This is a genomic window from Brevibacillus laterosporus DSM 25, assembly GCF_002706795.1.
Lineage (GTDB): Bacteria > Bacillota > Bacilli > Brevibacillales > Brevibacillaceae > Brevibacillus_B > Brevibacillus_B laterosporus.
Window position 1 is genome coordinate 5,176,193 of record NZ_CP017705.1, and the last position, 20,850, is coordinate 5,197,042.

At 39.7% G+C, this 20,850-nt stretch carries 2 protein-coding genes; both read right to left on the reverse strand.

What is annotated here, in order from left to right:
* Positions 1 to 56: 56 nt before the first annotated feature.
* A complete protein-coding gene (locus BrL25_RS23665; protein WP_018670732.1) occupies positions 57 to 12,923 on the reverse strand; it encodes a non-ribosomal peptide synthetase in 12,867 nt (4,288 codons plus the stop codon).
* 111 nt (positions 12,924 to 13,034) lie between these two features.
* Positions 13,035 to 20,804 carry a non-ribosomal peptide synthetase gene (locus tag BrL25_RS23670; RefSeq protein ID WP_099327298.1) on the reverse strand — a complete coding sequence of 2,590 codons (7,770 nt, stop codon included), beginning with the start codon at positions 20,802 to 20,804 and terminating at the stop codon, positions 13,035 to 13,037.
* Positions 20,805 to 20,850 lie beyond the last annotated feature (46 nt).

A 20,850-nucleotide genomic window follows, 5' to 3' on the forward strand; every position in this document is an offset into this window, starting at 1 on the left:
CCCAAAGGACCAATTTCTTAGCCCAAGGGTGATCAGGTTTGTTTTTCGATACGCCATTAGAAATTAAAGTCGATTTCTGTTTGAATCGATTTTTTCACTTTAGTAAAAGATTTTTCCAAGGCAATGTCTCGTAATCTTACTTGATCATCTAATACGATCGAACGCAGAATATGCTGATAATCCCGGATCATTCGTTCAGCGGTTTCCCTTGTAAATAAGCTTGTCGCATATTCCAGTTCGAAATAAAGTTGGTTGTATTGCTCTTTTGCTTCTAACGTTAGGTCGAACTTTGCGACTTTAGTAACATATGGATAAGGTGAAACCCGAATGCAATCCAATTCCAATTCAGGAATTTCCATGTTTTGCATATTAAACATCGTATCGAATAGTGGATTGCGGCTAAGATCACGTGAAAGCTTCAATAATTCTGGCAATTGTTCCATCGGATAATGCTGGTGCTCAAATGCCTGCAAAATTAGTTGCTTCACTTCGCCAAGATATTCTACGAATGTTTTACCGCTTTGAGGCTGTGTACGTATTGGTAGGATATTAATAAACATCCCCATAACGTTTTCAAGATCAGAATGTGAACGCCCTGCAACAGCAGTACCTGTTACAACATCCTCTTGATTGGCATATTTGGCCAGTAAGATCTGATAAGTCGCCATTAACACCATGAAAATGGTTGTATTGCTCTTTTTACTTACCTCATATACTCCTTGACTTATATCTGAATCAAGCACGAAACGTATACGTTCACCCTCTAATCTCCTCATTTTAGGGCGATCCCCATCCGTTGGCAGCGAGAGAACGGGAACTTCATTAGCAAATATTTTTTTCCAGTATTCTCCTTGCGTATCCATGATTTTTTTGCCCTCTTGTGCCTGCCAATTGGTAAAATCCTTGTACTGAATGGGAAGTGGAGCAAGCTCTTTACCTTGATATAAATCCATCATATCTCGAATTAAGACGCCCATAGACACACCATCAGAAATGATGTGATGCAAATCGACTAATAATAAGTGTCGCTTATCGGACAGTTCCGCTATTGTCACCCGAAGTAGTGGAGACTTACTCAAATCAAACGGACGGACAAAAAACTTGATTTGTTCATTTATATCTCGCTCCTCTACATTCATGTAATTGAGGGTTAGCTGAGATTCTTCTTGAATAATCTGCATCGGTTCCCCATCTACTAGGTCAAACGAGGTACGAAGGCTTTCATGACGATTTACAATTTCTTGCAAAACATTTTCAAGTCGTCCCTTGTCCAGTTCACCCTCCATCAACATTACGCCTGGCATATTATAGCTGGTGCTTTCCATATTTAGTTGATGTTGTAGGAAGAGGCGCTTCTGTCCATCGGAAAGGGGATAACAATCCTTTTTTGGTGCAGGCTGAATGGAAAAATGCATGCTCTTTTCCGCATTGCGAAGATACGTCGCCTGTTCCTTAATCGTCGGCATTTCAAAGATTTGCCGCAGACTCATTTCGACATCAAAAATTTTGTGAATACGTGATAAAAGCATGATTGCTTTTAACGAGTGCCCACCGTTTTCAAAGAAATGATCGGTCACACTGATACCCTTTATTCCAAGCACACTTTCCCATATTTGTATCAATTTTTCTTCTGTTATATTTTCTGCTTCTATTACCTCTCTTGTTGCATCTATTACAGGTACAGGTAACGCTTTACGATCTACCTTTCCATTTGTATTCACCGGCATCTGATCTAATTGGATCAGATAGGAAGGAATCATATATCCAGGTAATACTTTCGATAAGGTTGCCTTCACTTCTGCGTTATCTACCTTGCTCTTGCAGACTATATACCCGCAAAGATACTTGTTCCCTAACTCATCTTCAAGGTCGGTTACAATGGCTTCATTGATTGACGGAATTTGAACCAGCTTGCTCTCAATCTCACCTAACTCTATACGGAAGCCACGAATTTTTACCTGATGATCCTTACGTCCATAGAATTCGATGATTCCGCCAGAGAGCCATCGCCCTAAATCCCCTGTTTTATACATACGGCGTCCCTTTTCATCAGTAAACGGATCATCCATAAATGACGCTTGAGTCCGTTCAGTATCGTATAGGTATCCACGACCTACCCCAATTCCAGAAACAAGAATTTCACCTTTGACACCAATTGGACACTGCTGAAGATTTTCATTCACAATGTAAATATTAAAATTTTGCAATGGCTGTCCAATTGGGATAGCCGGCATTTCTGGTACTGAATCCATATAGTAATGAGTGATGTCGTCAGATGCTTCAGTTGGACCGTAAGCATTGATAATTGGAATTAAAGGATAAAGTTTGAACCATTTCTCCACTACGTTTTGTTTAAGAGTCTCTCCTGTGACAAGCAGGTACTCAAGTGAATGGAAGATTTGAACCTCTTTTTCTAGTAGATCAAGCATTACTGACAAATAGGAAGGAACCACTTCTAATACAGTAACACTGTCCTGCTTAACTTTTTCAATAAAGTGCTTCGTATTGAGAATCAACTCATTTGGATAGATAACAGTAGTTCCACCTGATACAAGAGCAACAAAAAACTGCCAGACCGAAATATCAAAACAATGAGAAGAATTTTGCGCAACGATACTTTCTGCCGTTATTTCTACTCCATCAACTTTCGCAAAAATATGGTTCATCATCCCGATATGCTCCACCATCGCACCTTTTGGCTTTCCAGTAGAGCCAGACGTGTAAATGACGTAAGACAGCTGGTTCATATCAAGTGGTATGTTTACGTTATCTCCACTTTCCTTCATAAGGTCATCTACTATTTGGTCGAGACAGATTATTCTTCCTACAAAACCTGCTCTTACTGTGTCGCTCACCAGATCACTAGTAGTTAGTAGCACCTGCGCTTTCGATTCTTGAAGTATCCCGAATACACGATCTAATGGGTATTTTGGATCAATTGGTGAATAAGCAGCGCCTACCTTCCAAACAGCAAGGATACTTTCTACCATACGTGGTGATCGCTCCATGTAAATACCGACCAATCCTTCTGTTGTTAGTCCTGTTTTACTTAGGAAATGGCCAAGTCGATTCGCCCATTCATTTAATTCTTGATAGGTAATTCGACAATCTTGATAACGTAGCGCTACCTTCTCAGGTTGTTTCAACGCATACTCTTCCACATAATGGTGAATGGAACGTTTTGTGTCAAAATCGCGCTCTGTTGCATTGAATTGATTGATTATCTCCGCCTGATTTCCCAGATAATCTAATTCCGACAAAGTATTTTTTCCACCTGTAATCTGCTTAGCTATATGAATGAAGCAATCTAAGAATGATTCACCCGGAAATACCTGTTGATCATAGTAAATGGAAAGCTCAACTGAATCTGAAAACGCTTTGACCCATATATTCACCTGTCGCTCAGAATAATGAAGATGATAATAATTAATATGAATCATCTCTTGACAAACGGGAATCATCGTAAAGTTAAGATAATTGAAGTAAAAAGATATCTCTTCTTCTCCCAGGATATTTTTTTGCTCCATCATGGAAATATCACGATATGTAGCATCTTCTGATTTCATTTTCATCAAGTGAGCGAAATAGTCTTTCATCTCCATATCAGGGGTAAAAATATGACGTGGAAACAATAGAGGTGTCACTTGATAAAAGTTTCCGACTGTGCGTGAATACTCACGTGGTCGTCCATTGATAATATTACGTATCAGAAAATCGGATTGCTGGTTGCTATAAGTTTTAACCAACAAACCATATACTCCCCATAAGAAATGAGAAAGCCGCACCTTCTCCTTTTCACAATATCTCTTGATCTGTGCAAACAGTTCAACAGGTATCTGAGTTCTTTGATTTACGACTGCTGATTGCTTCTCTATACCACTCGTGGCAAGCTGCTCCACATTAGAGAGCTTTTCCTTCCAATAGTTTTTGATGATACTGGTATCAAACGATTGTAAGTTATTCGAAACATAAGCAGAGAAGCTCTCTGTTTCCTTTGGTTTATATTCTGTACCGTTCTCCAAAGCTTCATAGCTCGCTGCGATATGCTCAATAATAATTTTTACTGCTACACCATCAATAATGAGATTATGAGCTAAGATGCAAAACGTATGATTCCCAGCCTGATCAGTAGCAAATACGAATGTGGCAAGCTTTGGCTCAAATAAGTTCCATGAAACGTTTAGCTCCTGCTCTATCAGCTTGGTTATAAAAGCACTGCTTGTTTCGGCTCCATCAGTTTCGTATTCATCGTAGGAAAACGGACTATTTTTCTTAACTGCTTGATAAATTGCAGCCCCATCCTTGATTAGATGAGCATGAAGCTGCGGTGTCTGATTAAAAACATGCTCAGTTGCTTGCTTCCATAGCTCTTTGTTGATCTTTGCTGGGAGATCTATGGAGGAGACGAAGAGATACGATAGCCCATTGTTTTGGTTAAGCAAGATATCGTAATACATGTCTCGTTGAGTAGTTGTTAATGGATAAACACATTCATAATCAGCTTTTGATAATGCCAAATGGTTAAATAGTGAGTTTTCCGTGCCATTGCTCATTTGTATCTTACTAATTTCGCTCATCGGATGCTCAAGCAGTTCTATGAGTAGCTTTTTGAACCAATCGATCAATACATCCAGCTTTGTTTCGTTAAAAATAGCAGCATTACATTCCATAAGGCAGGATAAGCCATCATTCGTTTCTTGGATTAGCAAGCTTACATCACTACGAGTAGCTGAATTTTTAACCTCAAAAGGGGTCAGCGTTAAATCTTCTGCCGATAAGGTATTTGGTAATTCATGATCTGCGCTTTGATACGTAAAACCTGCGCGAACCTTTTCGATAGGGAATTGAAGTCGCTCTACCATATATTCAAGTGGGTAATCCTGGTTTTCAATCATTTCCACACTTTGCTGTTTCATCTCTTCAATTAAATGTAGCCATGTTTTATTACTTGTCACTTGTAAGCGGACAGGTAGTGTATTGACAAACATACCCACCATATTTTCGACTAGCGGATGAGTACGACCAGAGGTCACAGTGAGTACCGCTATATCCTCGGTATAGCAGCATTTAGCAAGAAAAATCTCATAAACAGCAAATAGGGTATGATATATGGTTGCCCTGCACTGATCACTGATTTTTTTGAGAGCTGCTGTTGTTTCTGCATCAATCTTGAAACTTTGCACATGACCCCGGTCATTTTGACCCGTATTCACTGCTACATCAACAGGCAGGTTTAATTCTGGGAGCGGTTCGGCTAATACATTACGCCAATATTCTTCTTGCTTCTGCACATTTTCTGTAGATAAAAATGAATTCTGCCAGGCTGCAAAATCTTTATAGGTGACACTTAGTTCTGGCAACTGTTCACCCTGATATAAATAAAGCAGTTCTTTTATCAAGATATTCATGCTTAGTCCATCTGAAATAATATGGTGCATGTCCAGTAGCAAAACGTGTTTTTCCTCTGTTATTTTTACTAGTTGCAGGCGTATTAGAGGTGCCTCAGAAAGCACAAAGGGTTGAACAAATTCCTCTGTGATACTACTTAGCTGTTCCTCTGTTCCTTCTATAAACACCAATGGAATGTCTACTTCATCGTGAATTCGTTGAACAATCTCACCCTCTCTAAGGTGAAAAGATGTGCGCAATGATTCATGACGCGAAATAACATGCTTAATCTGTTCACGGAGTTTTGCATAGTCCAGTATTCCTTCGATACAAACCCCGACAGGGAGGTTATAGCTGGTTCCACTATGGGCTTGCTGCTCTGATAGAACATATAATCGTTTTTGGACAGAAGAAACCGGATAATAGTCTTGTTTTGCCAATTTCGTAAAAACAGGTACACTCACACCAGTTTCCTTTACAGTATTAGCCGCTAGCTCCCTGATGGTTGGATAGAGAAACATATGGTGCAAAGGGATAAAACAATCAAATTCCTTCTGCATTCTCATGGCAATGGTAGATGCTTGTAGAGATTGACCGCCAAGATCAAAAAAGTTATCTTCCGTACCAAATTGTTCTGTTCCTAAAACATCACTCCAGATAGACCAAATTTTCTCCTCTGTATCATTAGCAGGTAGAGTGGAACACCCCTCATAATCTTGGCAGGAGAACGGATCAGGTAATTCAGAAAGATCTATCCCTCCATCCTTGCGCAGAGGCATTCCCATTTGTTTTACAAAATGAGTAGGCCGCATGTATTCTGGAAGATGGGATAATAAGAACGAGCGAAGCTCCTGAATATCCAATTGATCTGGCTGACTAGTAAAGAGATACGCAGACAAAAGCTCTTTCTTTTTACCCTGATCATCAGCTATCCTCACGATTGCCCTGTCCACACCAGGGAATAGCTCAAGCACCACTTCAATTTCGTGTGTATGAATGCGATGGTTATTGCGTTTCACCTGATTATCTATATTTCCTATATACTCAAATTCACCTTCTGGTAGTAATCGAGTTAATTCCTTGGTAGCATACACATTTTGTTTATCACCATGTCCCCATGTAAGGCACAAATTCCCTGCTACACCCAAGGTTACTGGCTGTCTCTGATCATCTACTATATCTGGTTGAAAAAAGCCTATTGGATTTCCTAATGGAACCTTTTGCAGTGACGCCATTTCCAAATCAGATACTTCATGTGCTGTAATAAGCATCGGAACTTGCTTCATGCTAAAAGTGCGCAACAGCCTCGAACCATTCGGCAAAAATTCCCTCCAATTAGGTAGGTGATGATAAAGCAATACTTCCGTATCAAGGACAACAAGCTTGAGAAGATCAACTTCTTGTAGGGAAGTAAGCATTCGCTTTGTATCCTCGTCTAACTTGCTTCCTCTATGAACTAAAATGATTTTTCCAGTGTCATTGCTATAGTCGAATAAAGCATCTTTTTGATGAGCTATTCGCAGAGTAGCTCCATTTACCAGTACCGGTATCCAAAATTTTTCCCAAAAATCTACTTCATTAGACGAAGTAATATACACACAATCAGTGCTTGTAAGCTTACATTTTTCTTTGATTGCTTCTGCATAACACATGAGCTGTTGATGAGTAAAACCACCAACACCTTGAACGATTTGCACAATTTTATCTGCGCTATTCTGTAATTGTAAGTTTGATGAAGCTACCTGTTTTACATCTTCCTGTATTTCCTGTAGATCAATAATCTGCTTAGCGTTTTCCTTGACAAGTGGTGTTGCTTCGCGTGTCATGACTACTGCATGTTGTACTATATCGGTCGCTTCTTTATTTATATAGGTGTACGTATAGCCAGCTTTTATTACAGCAAGAATGCATACAATCGCTTCGACAGAAGTAGGTAAGCAAATGATAATTTGCTTATTGGGTTCTACATCCAGTTGCTGAATCCAGCGAGCCAATTGATTAGACTGTTCATGAAGCGATTGATATGTAATTTCGTTATTACCACATAAAACAGCATTCTTGTTAGGATATTCTAACGCCCATTTTTCTACTTGCTCATGAATAAACAGTTGCCCCTTACTTTCTAGAGATTTCTTCTCTTTCAAGTCCTGTGATGCTACCAGATGTGATAAGAGTGAAATACCTGAAAGTGAGCGATCAGAATCATTCACCAAGTCCTCTACTAATCTAGAAAATCCATTAATCCAACCATCTATTATTCCATTTTCTGAGAGATCAGCGTTATATTCAAACTCAAGATGTAATTCAGATCCTACTTCAATAACATTAAGTCCGATATCTTGCTTAGTTGAAACCTTTGGAAAAGGTACAAACTCTACTGCACATTCAGGAAATTGTAAATTGCCTGTCGGCCGATCCATGTTGAAGGTTGCAGTAATTCCAGGTAGCTTAGGACTATTCGATTGAGCTGCTAGCATTTTGCCAATTAAAGCCATAGAGCAATGCTGATACTGGTAAGCTTCAAAGGCATTCTTTTTCACTAAGCTACTAACCTCGGCAAAGGTCATATCTGGGTCAATTTGGCCATGAATAGGTAGCATATTTACACATTGCCCTACTAAATGCGAGGAGCCTGCAAGCGCTTGTCCCCCACTAGGGATGCCAATAAACATAGAACTTTGACCTGTTATCTTATGCAAAAATACCTGAAAAGAGGCTAAAATAGTCATAAATAAGCTATTTCTCTGTTTCTTACTAAACTCTCTTAGTTTGTTCGCTACATCAGCTTTTAGAATCAGAGTTGTTCGATTTCCTATGTAGCTACGTTTTGCAGGCTTCATTTTTGAGCTCGGGAAATCTAGTACTTCAAACGATTTTGTACTCTGTTGTTCCCAAAAAGATAATGCTTCTGAAAGCTGATTCTGCTGCTTGTCTTGCCATACTATAAAATCTCGATACTGCATAGGCTCAGGGAGATCTATCTTCTGGTGATGATAGGCAGCGGTATAAAGGGACTCCAGTTCTTTAACAAGAACACCTATTGACCAACCGTCCGCAATAACATGATGAATAATGAAAACTAGCTGATAAACGTCTTTTTCTATCTGTAGGATATAGGCTTTGAATAACGGGCCTTTTTCTAGATTAAAGACTTGTTTACCCTCGTTATCCATCCAAGCTTGCGCTTGTTTTTTTGCATCCATGCCCTTTTGATCCTGAAAATCAACCAATGGGACGTCAATCACCATTTTGGGATGTATACACTGATATTCGCCATCTGTACTTATTGTTGTTCGTAGAGATTCATGCCTATCAACAAGTTGCTGTATTGCCTGACGAATTCCATCCAATTTTAATTGACCTGATAGTTGAAGCACGAAGCATTCATTATACGAACGCGACTCTTCCTCTCCCAGTTGACAAAAAAACCATAATTGCTTTTGTTCTTCTGATAGCGGTACCTGTAACTCGTCTTTAACTCCCTTATCTATGTTCTCTTCTAAGGGAGTGTTAGAAAAAAAACCTGCTCTCTTCATCTCCTCTATGCTGTCTTTAACTGCATCAATAATCTTTTCGACATCTTGATCACTATGAGCAGTGGACAAGAAGCAGTTTCTTCCTTCCCAGGTGTAAATACCACGTAACAGCAGATGGTAAAATAATATTTCTTGCGTACCTTTTACTACAAAACGGAACAACGAACCAAAGTGAACCATTCGAATGGAGACATTCTGCTCTCTGAAATAAGAGTTTAAAGTCTGGCACATACGAGCTGTACGTTGGTTTACCTCTTCTTGTAGGGTACTCCCTTGTTGTTTTAGATGCTCTAGAGTCACTTTGGCGGCTGCCATGGTTAAGGGATGATGGCAAAATGTACCTGCGACGAATGTACGCTTTTCTGCAACTGGTGGATAAGATTGATCTCCATATTGCCAGTATCCCCCGTCAATACAATCTAGATAGGCCGTTTTTCCGGCAACAACACCTATTGGCATCCCGCCTCCAACAATTTTTCCATAGGTTACCATATCTGCCTGAACACCAAACCATGCTTGGGCACCTCCTGGATGGATACGGAAACCGGTAATCACTTCATCAAAAATTAGGGCTGTACCTAGCTCGGCTGTCAGGGCACGCAGAGAGTGTAAAAACTCTTTTGGCTGTAATTCTGGATCACGGCTTTGGACTGGTTCAACCAATACCGCTGCCAGATCATCGGCATTTTCCCGGATGATTTGTAAGGACTTCTCACTTCCATATTCAAGCACCAGAATATCCTCACTCATGCTTGTTGGAACACCTGGAGCCATCGGTTTGGAGCTTCCATCGTCTTTAGCCGTATCAGAGCGAGCTAAAATACCGTCAAAACTGCCATGGTAAGAACCTGCAAAGATAGCAATTTTCGAACGTCCTGTAAAAGCTCGCGCTATCCGGACAGCAACCATGACCGCTTCCGTACCTGAATTATAGAACGCAACACGATCTACTCCTGTGATATCTGAAATTAATTGAGCCACTTCTCCACTCAATCGTGACATGGGCCCTACTGGGAAACCGCGCTTCAGCTCTTCGTTAATAGCCTCTGTTATAAAGGCAGGATTATGTCCAAGTAGGTTAACTCCAAACCCCATGCATACGTCTATATATTCATTTCCATCGATATCCCATAACTTTGAGCCCATGGCTCGATCACTAACGATTGGGTATATCATTTCTTTCCATGTGGAACGATATCCCGCCACATTTCGATTATTAGCAAGTACATTACGATAGTTTTGCGCTAACAACTTGGAGGAGCGAGTTTTGTCAGAACACCTAGTTATAAAATCATGTAGATGGCTACGTTCTTGCATTGTTACGTTATGCGTTGACTCGAAAGAAACCTTTTGATAGGGAACGAACACTTCTTTTTTATTATTTTCTTTTGCTAGACTTCTAAAACCAACGGGAGTCTCTTTTACATTCGTAGCTTCTCCTTTAGTTTGTAAACGATGCTCATCCATTGCTATAGGAGCTTGGGCTAAGCTCTCCTCCTGAGCTTTTGGCTGTAGTAAACGAAATACATCCAGTTGTTTTGCCATTATTTCTAATTGCTGACTCATTAATTGTTCGAGCCCACCTAAATCGGTCTGTCCATTACCCGCAAGAACTGGTTTATAGTCAGAAACGTGGGGCAAAGAGGACTCGATGCTTGTTGCCTGTACATTTTCTTGAGATGGTATCGTAGCTATAGCCTCACACTTCATGTCAGTTACAAAGAAACTGTTAGGTAAGATTTGCACTAGATAATTTACTAGATTGTATGTGTTATTTAATTCTTCAAAAAACATATTAAAAGATATTTGAACACCATATGTATCTTTGATTTGGTTGTTCAGTTGAATAAATAGAATAGAATCAAATCCTAGATCATAAAAATTAGCATGCACATCAAATTCCTGTTCATCTATTCCTGCTTGCGTGCACACCATGTGTTTTACGTTCTGTAAAATCATTTCCATTCTCTGATTCTTGAAATGATCGTTGTTTACTTCAGAGATGTTAGACTGTGCATTCTTCAAAATATTTCCCTCTCTTTCGTCTCTACACGCTGTTCGGGATTCAATCCAATGTCGCTTGCGATCAAAAGGATATACAGGTACGCTCATCCTTTTTCGATTTTCTTTACTATAGATAAGGTCCCATTCAATAAGCGCTCCTGACATATAAGCCTGACATAAGCTAACTAAAGCTTCAGAATTTTTCCGGTCCGTATCTAGGTATTTCTGGGCTGCTTCTTTTGCTTCTTGCGTCAATCCTTGAATTTCTCGTTCGCTAACCTTTCCTCTCGAAAGATCACTCTGTTGTTCGCGCACGATCTTATGTATTCCATAGTATAAGTTATGACCAACATGTGATCTTGACTCATTTGGGTTAATTGTTGATAATACGATAGCTGCTTGTTCTAATTGTTCCATTAACTCCTGCTTAGTAGAAAATGTCAGGGCAAGACGATGAGAATAATGTGAGCGGCCTCTATTAGCCGTATAACAAATATCTGATAGAATCTCATCTGATTTATCTGACAAAAAACTGATATATTCTTGTACCAGCACTTGAAGAGTGGTCAAGTTTTTGGCAGAAATCGCTAAAATCTCAACTCGCTGAGGCAAACAATCTGCTACCTCATGCTCCTGTACAGGAGCTTCCTCCAGGATGATATGGCAATTGGTTCCACTTAATCCAAATGAGCTAACGCCACATCTCAAAGGTTCTTTATTTGCTTCCCATGTACGCAAAACCGTATTAACATACACCGGTGAATCCTCAAATGCTATCTGACGATTCGGCATTTCAAAATGAAGAGTTGGTGGGATTTTCTTGTGTTTTAATGCTAGAACCGACTTGATAATCCCCGCTATGCCAGCTGCTGATCCTAGATGACCAATGTTTGATTTAACAGAACCTATTGCACAAAATTGGCTCCGATCAGTGAACGTACGAAATGCTTTTTGAATGGCTTCCACTTCAATAGGATCACCCAGCGCCGTACCCGTACCATGCGCTTCTATATAAGAAATGGTTTCAGGTTCAATCCCTGCATCCTGCCAAGCCGCAAGAATTACTTCTTTTTGAGCCAGCACATTAGGTGCTGTCAGACCATTGGACGTACCATCATGATTAAGCGCACTTCCTTTAATCACTGCATAGATATGGTCACGGTCATGAATTGCTTGGTGTAAAGGTTTTAAAATAAGGGCGGCCACACCTTCTCCCGCGCCTGTTCCATCTGAATTCCTATCGAAAGCTCTTGTACGTCGTGTCGATGATTCAATCCCTAGTTTTAATTCATTGTCTAACGGCATAAAATGCAGACCTACACTGCCCGCAATTGCCATATTGCACTCCCCGTTTCGAAGAGCTTGGCAAGCGGTATGAATAGCCACCGCCGATGAGGAGCAAGTAGTATCAATCGTTAAGGATGGGCCTCTCAAATCTAATAAATAAGCAATTCGACTAGCAATAATCGGCGACAAATTACCTGGTATAAACAGCGGGATCGATTCATGTCCAACTTCATTTATCAACCCTTTGTAGTCATGCAAGGCATCTCCACTAAACCCCACGTATACTCCCGTCTTGCTCCCTTTGCATGTTTCACCACCGTAACCCGCATCTTCAAGAGCATGCCATGCTGTTTCCAAAAACAAACGTTGGTTTGGACTCATGAAAGAAGCTTCTTTAGGAGAAAGTCGAAAAAAGGAAGCATCAAATTTGTCGATTTCTTCTAAGAAGGCACCCTCGTAATAAGTAGATTCAGCAGAAGACTTAACCGTACGTAAATACACTTCAGTATCGCCCTTCCTCGTTTCAGGAAAGGACGTGATGCAATCTTCCCCATTGCAAAGGTTACTCCAAAAAGCTTCTAAATGAGGAGCCATGGGAAATTGACCAGACATTCCTATAATTGCAATGGATTTCTTATCAACAGCTTTAATTTCACTTACATCTTCGTTAATTAGATCGTCAAGTTTAAATGAATGAAAATTGAGCAAAAATGTCTCACTCCTTCTTCTTCAGGTTACAATGGCTGTTGCCTGATCCTTTATGCATTCCATGAATTGAATCAGGCAACACTTTTTTGAGTATACCGATCCTTGTGAAACTTAATAATTTTCTAAGATCATTGTAAGGAGTTTCATATAAGCATTAAGCAATTCTTTCATTTTTTCGCTTCTAAGCAATTGTTGTTGATAATCAAGACGGAGGTATATATTTTTGCTACCCTGTTCAATTTCAAGCAGGATATCAAATATGTCATTCATCTCACTACGCTTCGTTGCAAGTCCTTTTCGGTAAAGTAACGGAGTAATAGTAAATGGTTCTTTGGACATGACAAGTCCAGAGAGACTATCTGGCTCATATACCTTGATATCATCTTCCGCTTTCTGTTTCTGATGGACATAGCGGAACAACTCAGAAAAATTAGTCATTGAACTTATATCTGCGTCTAATGACATGAACTGATTTGGAGTTTGCATTAATAGCTGAATGGATAATTGTTTAGACCCACTAATTTGAGCGAGCAAAAACATATAAGTAGCAACAAATACATCCTCTATCGTCACTTGTTCTACTTCCGCCAATCGCTGTAATTTCATCACAGTAGCAGGAGTTAATTCTGCTTCAAACAAAGAACCTGCCTCACTCATCTGATTACTAGCAAAGTAATCACGGGCCATAGAAATGCTTGGTAAACTAAACGTTCTAGTTTGCTCAATATCACCATGCATAATTAATGTAGCGATCTTATTAATGGATGGATAAGTGAACATATCAGTAACAGTCACATGATTGGGATATTTTTCATCCACACGGCTGTGCATTCGTACCAATAATAAAGAATTTCCACCAAGGTCAAAGAAATTATCGTGAATACCAAAGCCTGTAACTCCAAGTAATTCTTCCCAAATGGAAAGCAGTACTTCTTCTATCTCATTTGAGGCCGCAACAAACGCAGTACCTGTAGAAAGTCTAGATGTGGTATTTTCGAGCGCTTTACGATCAGCCTTACCACTTGGCGTGAGCGGCATCTTCTCTATTTGTACAAAATGTGCCGGAACCATATACTCAGGAAGTGCTTCTTTTACAAACTCACGCAGAGGTGCAACCGAAAGCTCGGTTTGGGCGACAATATAGGCAATCAATATTTTATTGCCAAACGTATCCTCGCTACTAAGAACAATAGCTTCCGTAATCTCTTCGTGGCTTTGTAATCGTTCTTCAATCTCCCCTAATTCAATGCGATATCCCCTAATTTTCACCTGATGATCAGATCGTCCCAAATATTCAAGCGTACCATCCTCACACCATCTCGCTAGATCACCTGTACAATACATTCTCACAGTACTGTCAGCATGAAACGGATCGGACACAAACTTTTCTGAGGTCAGCTCTGGCTGATGCAGATAACCTCTTGCTACACCATCCCCCGCTATACACAGTTCTCCTTGGACGCCAATGGGGACCAGTTTTTTATGTTTGTCTACAATGTAGATACTAGTATTTCCTATTGGCTGACCGATGGTTACTGTTTCTTTGTGAGTTAAATCAGCAATCGCGGAGTAAACCGTTGTCTCAGTAGGCCCGTACAAATTGAACAGCTTGGCCTGTGTGATGGCTTGCAGTCCTTTTAATTGAACAGTTGAAAAAGCTTCTCCACCGATCATAATGATTTCAAGCAGATGTAAGCTGTGATGACACTCCTTATCATTCATAAGGAGCTGAAGACGTGAAGGAGTGACTTGTATCATGCTTGTTTTACTGTTGATGATCGACCTGCTCAAGCGTTTAGGATCACGTTGTTCACTTTCCGTAGCGATAACTACAGTAACTCCTTTTAGCAATGGGACAAAGGTCTCCAACACTAGTACATCAAAGCTAATATTAGTAACAGAGACAAGCCTTTTTCCCTCTTCAAAAGGAATGATTTTTACAGCAGCTTCTATAAAATTATGCACACCACGATGCTCAATCATTACACCTTTCGGCTTCCCAGTTGAGCCAGAAGTAAAGCAAACGTAACAAAGTGAATGAGCAGCTATTTGAGTATTTATTGCTTGTGTAGGCTGTCTATTTATAATAGAAGCACCCTTTTGCCGCCTGCCTTGAATGTCCACATTCTTTTTCGTCAGGGAATCCTCTGGTAGACACTCTTTATCAATAGTAAACAATGCATCATATCGATATCGAGTTAACTCATTTTCAATGCTGTGTTCTTTTTGAGAAAAAGTAACATGTGTAACCTCGTCGTGCTTCAATAGCCAATCTTCTAGGAAAGAACGCGAGATAAACAATTCAGTTGTAAATTCTGTTTTTGTACGATGTTTATCATCATCACTCTGTGATTTCTTATGTTCCGTTAATGACTGTATCATCTGTTCCTTCAACGACAAATCCATAATGTCGCCAACAAATAAAACCCCATTTTTCCCCATCAACTCTAGTGCTTTTGCTAAAACAAAGCGTAAATAATTATGATTAGGAAAATATTGAATGACACTATTTAAAATCACTACATCAAAATCTCGTTCATCCAATTGATCAATTTCGTGAGCAGGTAAAGTGGTAAGTTTAATGTTAGAAACACCTTCATGCACCATTCTTTGCCTATTTTTCTCAATAATGACATCAGATAAATCAGTACCATAATAAGAACCAACATAGGGAGCTAGCTCAAACATAGTTAAACCTGATGAACATCCAATTTCCAAAACCCTCGTCCGAGAATTTAGATGAGATTTTAGCTTATGCAGCACGTTTTTACTATACTCACTCATTTCCTCTAGTGAGAAGGGTTGTCCCGTATAGCTACTTACCCAGCCGCCAATAGAAATCTCATCATCCCCGACTGAACCGATATGATTCCACAATTTCTGATCAAGCAGTTCGTTTGTTTGGCTGGAGTCAATGGAAGTAATCTCGTCTTTGTCAAGGCATACAAAGGTATGTAAAGTTGGACATTCCCATTGCAACGCATTAAGCTGATGGATAAAACGCGAAGTTGATAGGACAACACTTATGCTTGCTTCATTTACGATTACCTTTATTCGTTCATCGGGTAATACAGGATCAATTGGTACATAGGCAGCTCCTGCCTTCAGAATTCCAAGCATTGCGATTAAAATGAATTCAGAACGTTCAATAAGTATTCCAATTAATTGATTCGGTTGTACCTGATGATGCTCGAGTAAATAATGAGCGATTTGATTAGCCTTATCATCTAATTCCTGATACGTAAGCGATCGTTCTTCACACATGACTGCGATTTGATTAGGAGTTAGCTTTACACGATCAGCAAATAATTGATGGATCGTTTTATCCTGGTCATAGGACATTACCGTGTCATTAAATTCAACGAGAAGCTGATTTTTTTCTTCTGGTAATAACAATTCCAGACTATCAAAAGTAAAATCAGGACTCTTCGTAACCTTTGTTAATAAATGAATAAAGTGTTTTACTAGTTGCTCTGCCGTTCTTTTGTGAAACAAATCTTTACAATATTCTAGGCGGAAATGATATCGTCCTTCCCTTTCTTTTGCTTCAAGAGTTAGGTCAAATTTAGATGTTTTATTTGGAAACTCCAATTGACTAATGGAAATATCCTCTAATGCCAGCTCTTTGCTGTCCATATTCTGTAAAATAAACATGGTATCAAACACTGGGTTTCTGTCTACATTCCGTTCAACATCCAGCTTTTGAACCAATTCCTCAAACGGATACTCTTGGTGCTCATAAGCTAACAATACGTTTTGTTTCACTCTTGCAAGAAAGGAAACGAAGCTATCCCCCTTTTCCACGCGATTACGGATCGGTAATGTGTTTACAAACATCCCCATTACATTTTGCAAATCAGCATGTGTTCTCCCTGCAAATGGCGTTCCAATCACTTGATCATTTTGGCCTGAATATGTAGCCAGCAAGAAATGATATGTCGCAAGAAGTACCATAAAAGGAGTTACGTTGTTTTCTAAAGCAAATTGATGGATCGCGGCAGTCTCTTCTTTATTCCACCTCATCAACACATGATCCCCCATAAAGCTTTTTATTGGAGGACGGGCAAAATCGGTAGGAAGATGCAATATTGGAATTTCATCAGCAAATTGTGATAGCCAATACTGTTCTTTTTTAGCCCATTCATCTGAAGCTACCTGTGAATTGTGCCAGACCGTATAATCTTTATACTGAATAGCCAATTCAGGTAATGACTTACCCGCGTATAAGCTCATGAATTCTTCAATAAACAATTCAATCGTTGATCCGTCTGATATGATGTGATGCATATCAACCAAGAGAAGATATTCTTCCTTCTCTATATGTACAAGCTTGACTCTTAAGAGCGGCGCTTGTTGCAGATCAAACGGCTGCACAAATGATTCAACTATTTGGGTAATCAATACGGACCGATCTATTTCTGCATTCGCACTCTCCTGTAATGAATGCTCTGACATGGAGAACGTAACCTTCGGATGGATCTGTTGAACTACCTCATTATTTATAAAATGAAAAGATGTCCGTAAAGCCTCATGGCGATCCACTAGTTGACGAAATGCTTGTTCTATACGGTTACGATCTACATTGCCCTTTAGTGAAATCATTCCTGGCATGTTATAGGTCGTTGAACCCTGTTCCATTTTATCTAGCACAAACAATCTTTTCTGTGCAGAAGAAATCGGATAGTAATCTTGTACAGGTGCTTTTTCAATTTTCCCGTAATCTAAAGATGCTTCATTTTCTACCAATGACGCTAATTCTGCAATTGTTGGTCTATTAAATATTGCTCGTAGCGGAAGCTGTTTGTTAGAGACTTTTCGTAATGTAGATACAAATTGGGATGCTTTGAGAGAATGGCCACCCAGTTCAAAAAAATTATCATTGATTCCTATTTTTTCGATCTGTAAGATCTCACTCCAGATTTGCACCATTTTACCTTCTATCTCTGTACGAGGTGCTACGTATTCTACTCCTGTGTGGATACTAGACCCCTCTGGAGCAGGGAGAGACTTACGATCAATCTTTCCGTTTAGTGAATGAGGTAATTTATCCAACTGCATGAAATAAGATGGAACCATGTAATTAGGAAGTTCGTAAGACAAGCTTCTTTTTAGTTCATTTACAGTCAATTGCTTTTCCGCCACAAAATAAGCGCACAAATGATTGGTCCCATCTTGATCTTCCCGCGCAATTACAACAGCTTCCCGCACTTCTTTTATCTTCACAAGCTGTGCTTCTACTTCTCCAAGTTCAACGCGATAGCCTCGAATTTTAACTTGATGATCGATTCTCCCTAAACACTCGATGGTTCCATCTGGAAGCCATTTTGCCAAATCACCTGTTTTATGTATTAAGCTTCCTGGCACAAATGGATTTTCTACAAACTTTTTAGCTGTTAATTCTGGAAGGTTCCAGTAGCCCCGTGCTAGTCCCTCACCCGCAATACATAGCTCACCTGCCACACCTATTGGCTGAAGCTGATTTTGATCACTTAAAACATAGAAGTAATTATTCGCGAGCGGCTTACCAACTGTGATAGCTTCCCCTGTCTTTATTTCTGCGACCGATGACCAAACAGTGGTTTCGGTAGGACCGTACATATTATACAATCGTGCCTGAGTGTAGGTACGTAAGGCTTGTAGCAATGAAACAGGTAGGGCTTCTCCCCCCAGCATAATCTCACGAACTCCCTCTAAACATTTGACCCGCTCTGTGTCATGCATGGAAGACAATAACATTTGCATACGAGGAGGTGTCATTTGAAGCATATCGATTTTCTCATTCCAAATGATTTCACATAATGCTTTGGGATCAGCCCGTTGAGCTTCACTAGCTATGACAACCCTTACCCCTTTACTTAGCGAAAGGAACGTTTCCAAAATGAATATATCAAATGAAATTGTCGTAATAGAAAGGATAGACTTTCCTGAAGTAAAATCAATCCGATCCGTAATACCATATACATGATTGATAACTGATTGATGAGTAATCATGACCCCTTTAGGCCTACCTGTTGAACCTGATGTGTATATAACATACGCTAAATCAGTTGGGGTACTAATCGGCTCAAGATTGGTTGTGAGATCCTGATAGGAAGCTTCCTCATCCAGAGCGAGACATTTTCCAGAAAAGGTGATTCTCTCTTGTAAATGACTATGTACCACTACCAGTTTGGCGCCCGTATCTTCTAGCATGTAGCGAATGCGCTCTTCTGGATAGGCTGGATCAATCGGGACATAAGCTCCTCCCGCCTTCAGGATTCCTAATAGCCCAACCATCATGTCCAAGGAACGCTCTACCATAATCCCAACCAGTTGATCAGGTCCTACTCCTTCTGCTCTCAGAGTTCGTGCCAATTGGTTCGCTCGCTCATTTAATTCACGGTATGTTAATTGCGCACCTTCATAGACTATCGCTACTTGATCCGGTGTACGCTCCACCTGACTCTCAAATAACTGGTGAATGGTTTGCTCTTGTAAATTATCTACTGTTGTATCGTTGAACTTCTCAAGAATCAACGTTTTCTCTTGAGGAGTTATCATCTTAATAGAAAAGAGGTTTGCATATGGGTCGTTTTGTATCTCTTCTATCATTTGTAGCACATGCCCAGCAATACGCTCGATGGTAGATTCGTCAAAACGATTTTGGTGATAAGTGATTCGTAATTCTACATCCTCTTTCATGACGATTTCCAAGCATAGCGGATAATTGGTTAATTCGTTCATCTCGTAGGACCGGACTGACAAATCGGAAAATTTGTTCATCAGGCTAAAATCAATCGGGTAATTCTGGACGATCATAATAGAATCAAATAACGATTCCTGGTTATCCAATTGAGTCCATTTTTTGACATCAACAAGTGGAATTGCTTCAAAAGCTTCTCGTTCTTTCACTTGTTGGTGAACCATTTGTAGCAAATCGATAATCGTCTCATCTGAACGGTTTTTTACACGTAACGGTAGTGTATTGATAAAGAGACCTACCATTTGATCGATCCCTTTAATCGGCGCTGTACGCCCTGAACTAGTTACACCAAACACAACATCCTGATTGTTATTATAGCGTTGTAACACCATGCCCCAAACTGTGTAAAAAAAGGTAGCGATTGTAATATTTTGTTCTTGTACAAATGTTTTTAAACGCTTAGTCAAGCTCTGTGTGAAACCATATGTATAGCTTTTCCCCTGTTTCGAAGCTTCAAGGTTATATTCTTTACGGGCAAGTACATCTGATTTTGTATCGAATCCATCAAGAAGGCTTTTCCAAAATAGAGTAACTTCTTCCTTCTCCTGCTGAGATTGACTCCATTTGATAAAATCTTTAAATTTACTTTTCTCTTTTGCCGTATTTTCCTGTCCTTCTTTGAGATTATGATAAGCTTGAAAAAATTCGCTAAGTAAAACACCATTACTCCATCCATCATACAGAATATGATGATTCGTAATAATCATTTCATAATGATTGTCCGTCAATTTACACAAAGTAAAACGGAACGGTTCTATATGTAGATGTAATGGCTCTTGGAGGTCTTGTAGCTTTACATTTGCAAGTTTTTCCATTTTTTGTTCTATAGGTACCATCGATAAATCAATCTGTCTAAAAGGTACTGGCTTATCCTTTAAAATGATCTGCACCGGCTTTTCTAAATTCTCCCACCGATAAATAGTTCGTAGCATCTCGTTCTGTTGCGCAATGTAATCCCATGCTTGCTTTATTAGTTCTGGTTGAACCCTGCCTTCCACATGTATAGACAATTGTTCATAATACTCTCTACTTTCAAGATTATATAAATAGTAAAATAATATTCCTTCTTGAGAAGGCGTTAATCCCAAAATTTCTTCTACGTTCGTTTTTTCAATCTTCATTGTTTTCCCCACGCACATCCACTCCTTTTGTACTCTTTTCGGCCTTCTATTCAGATATAGAATG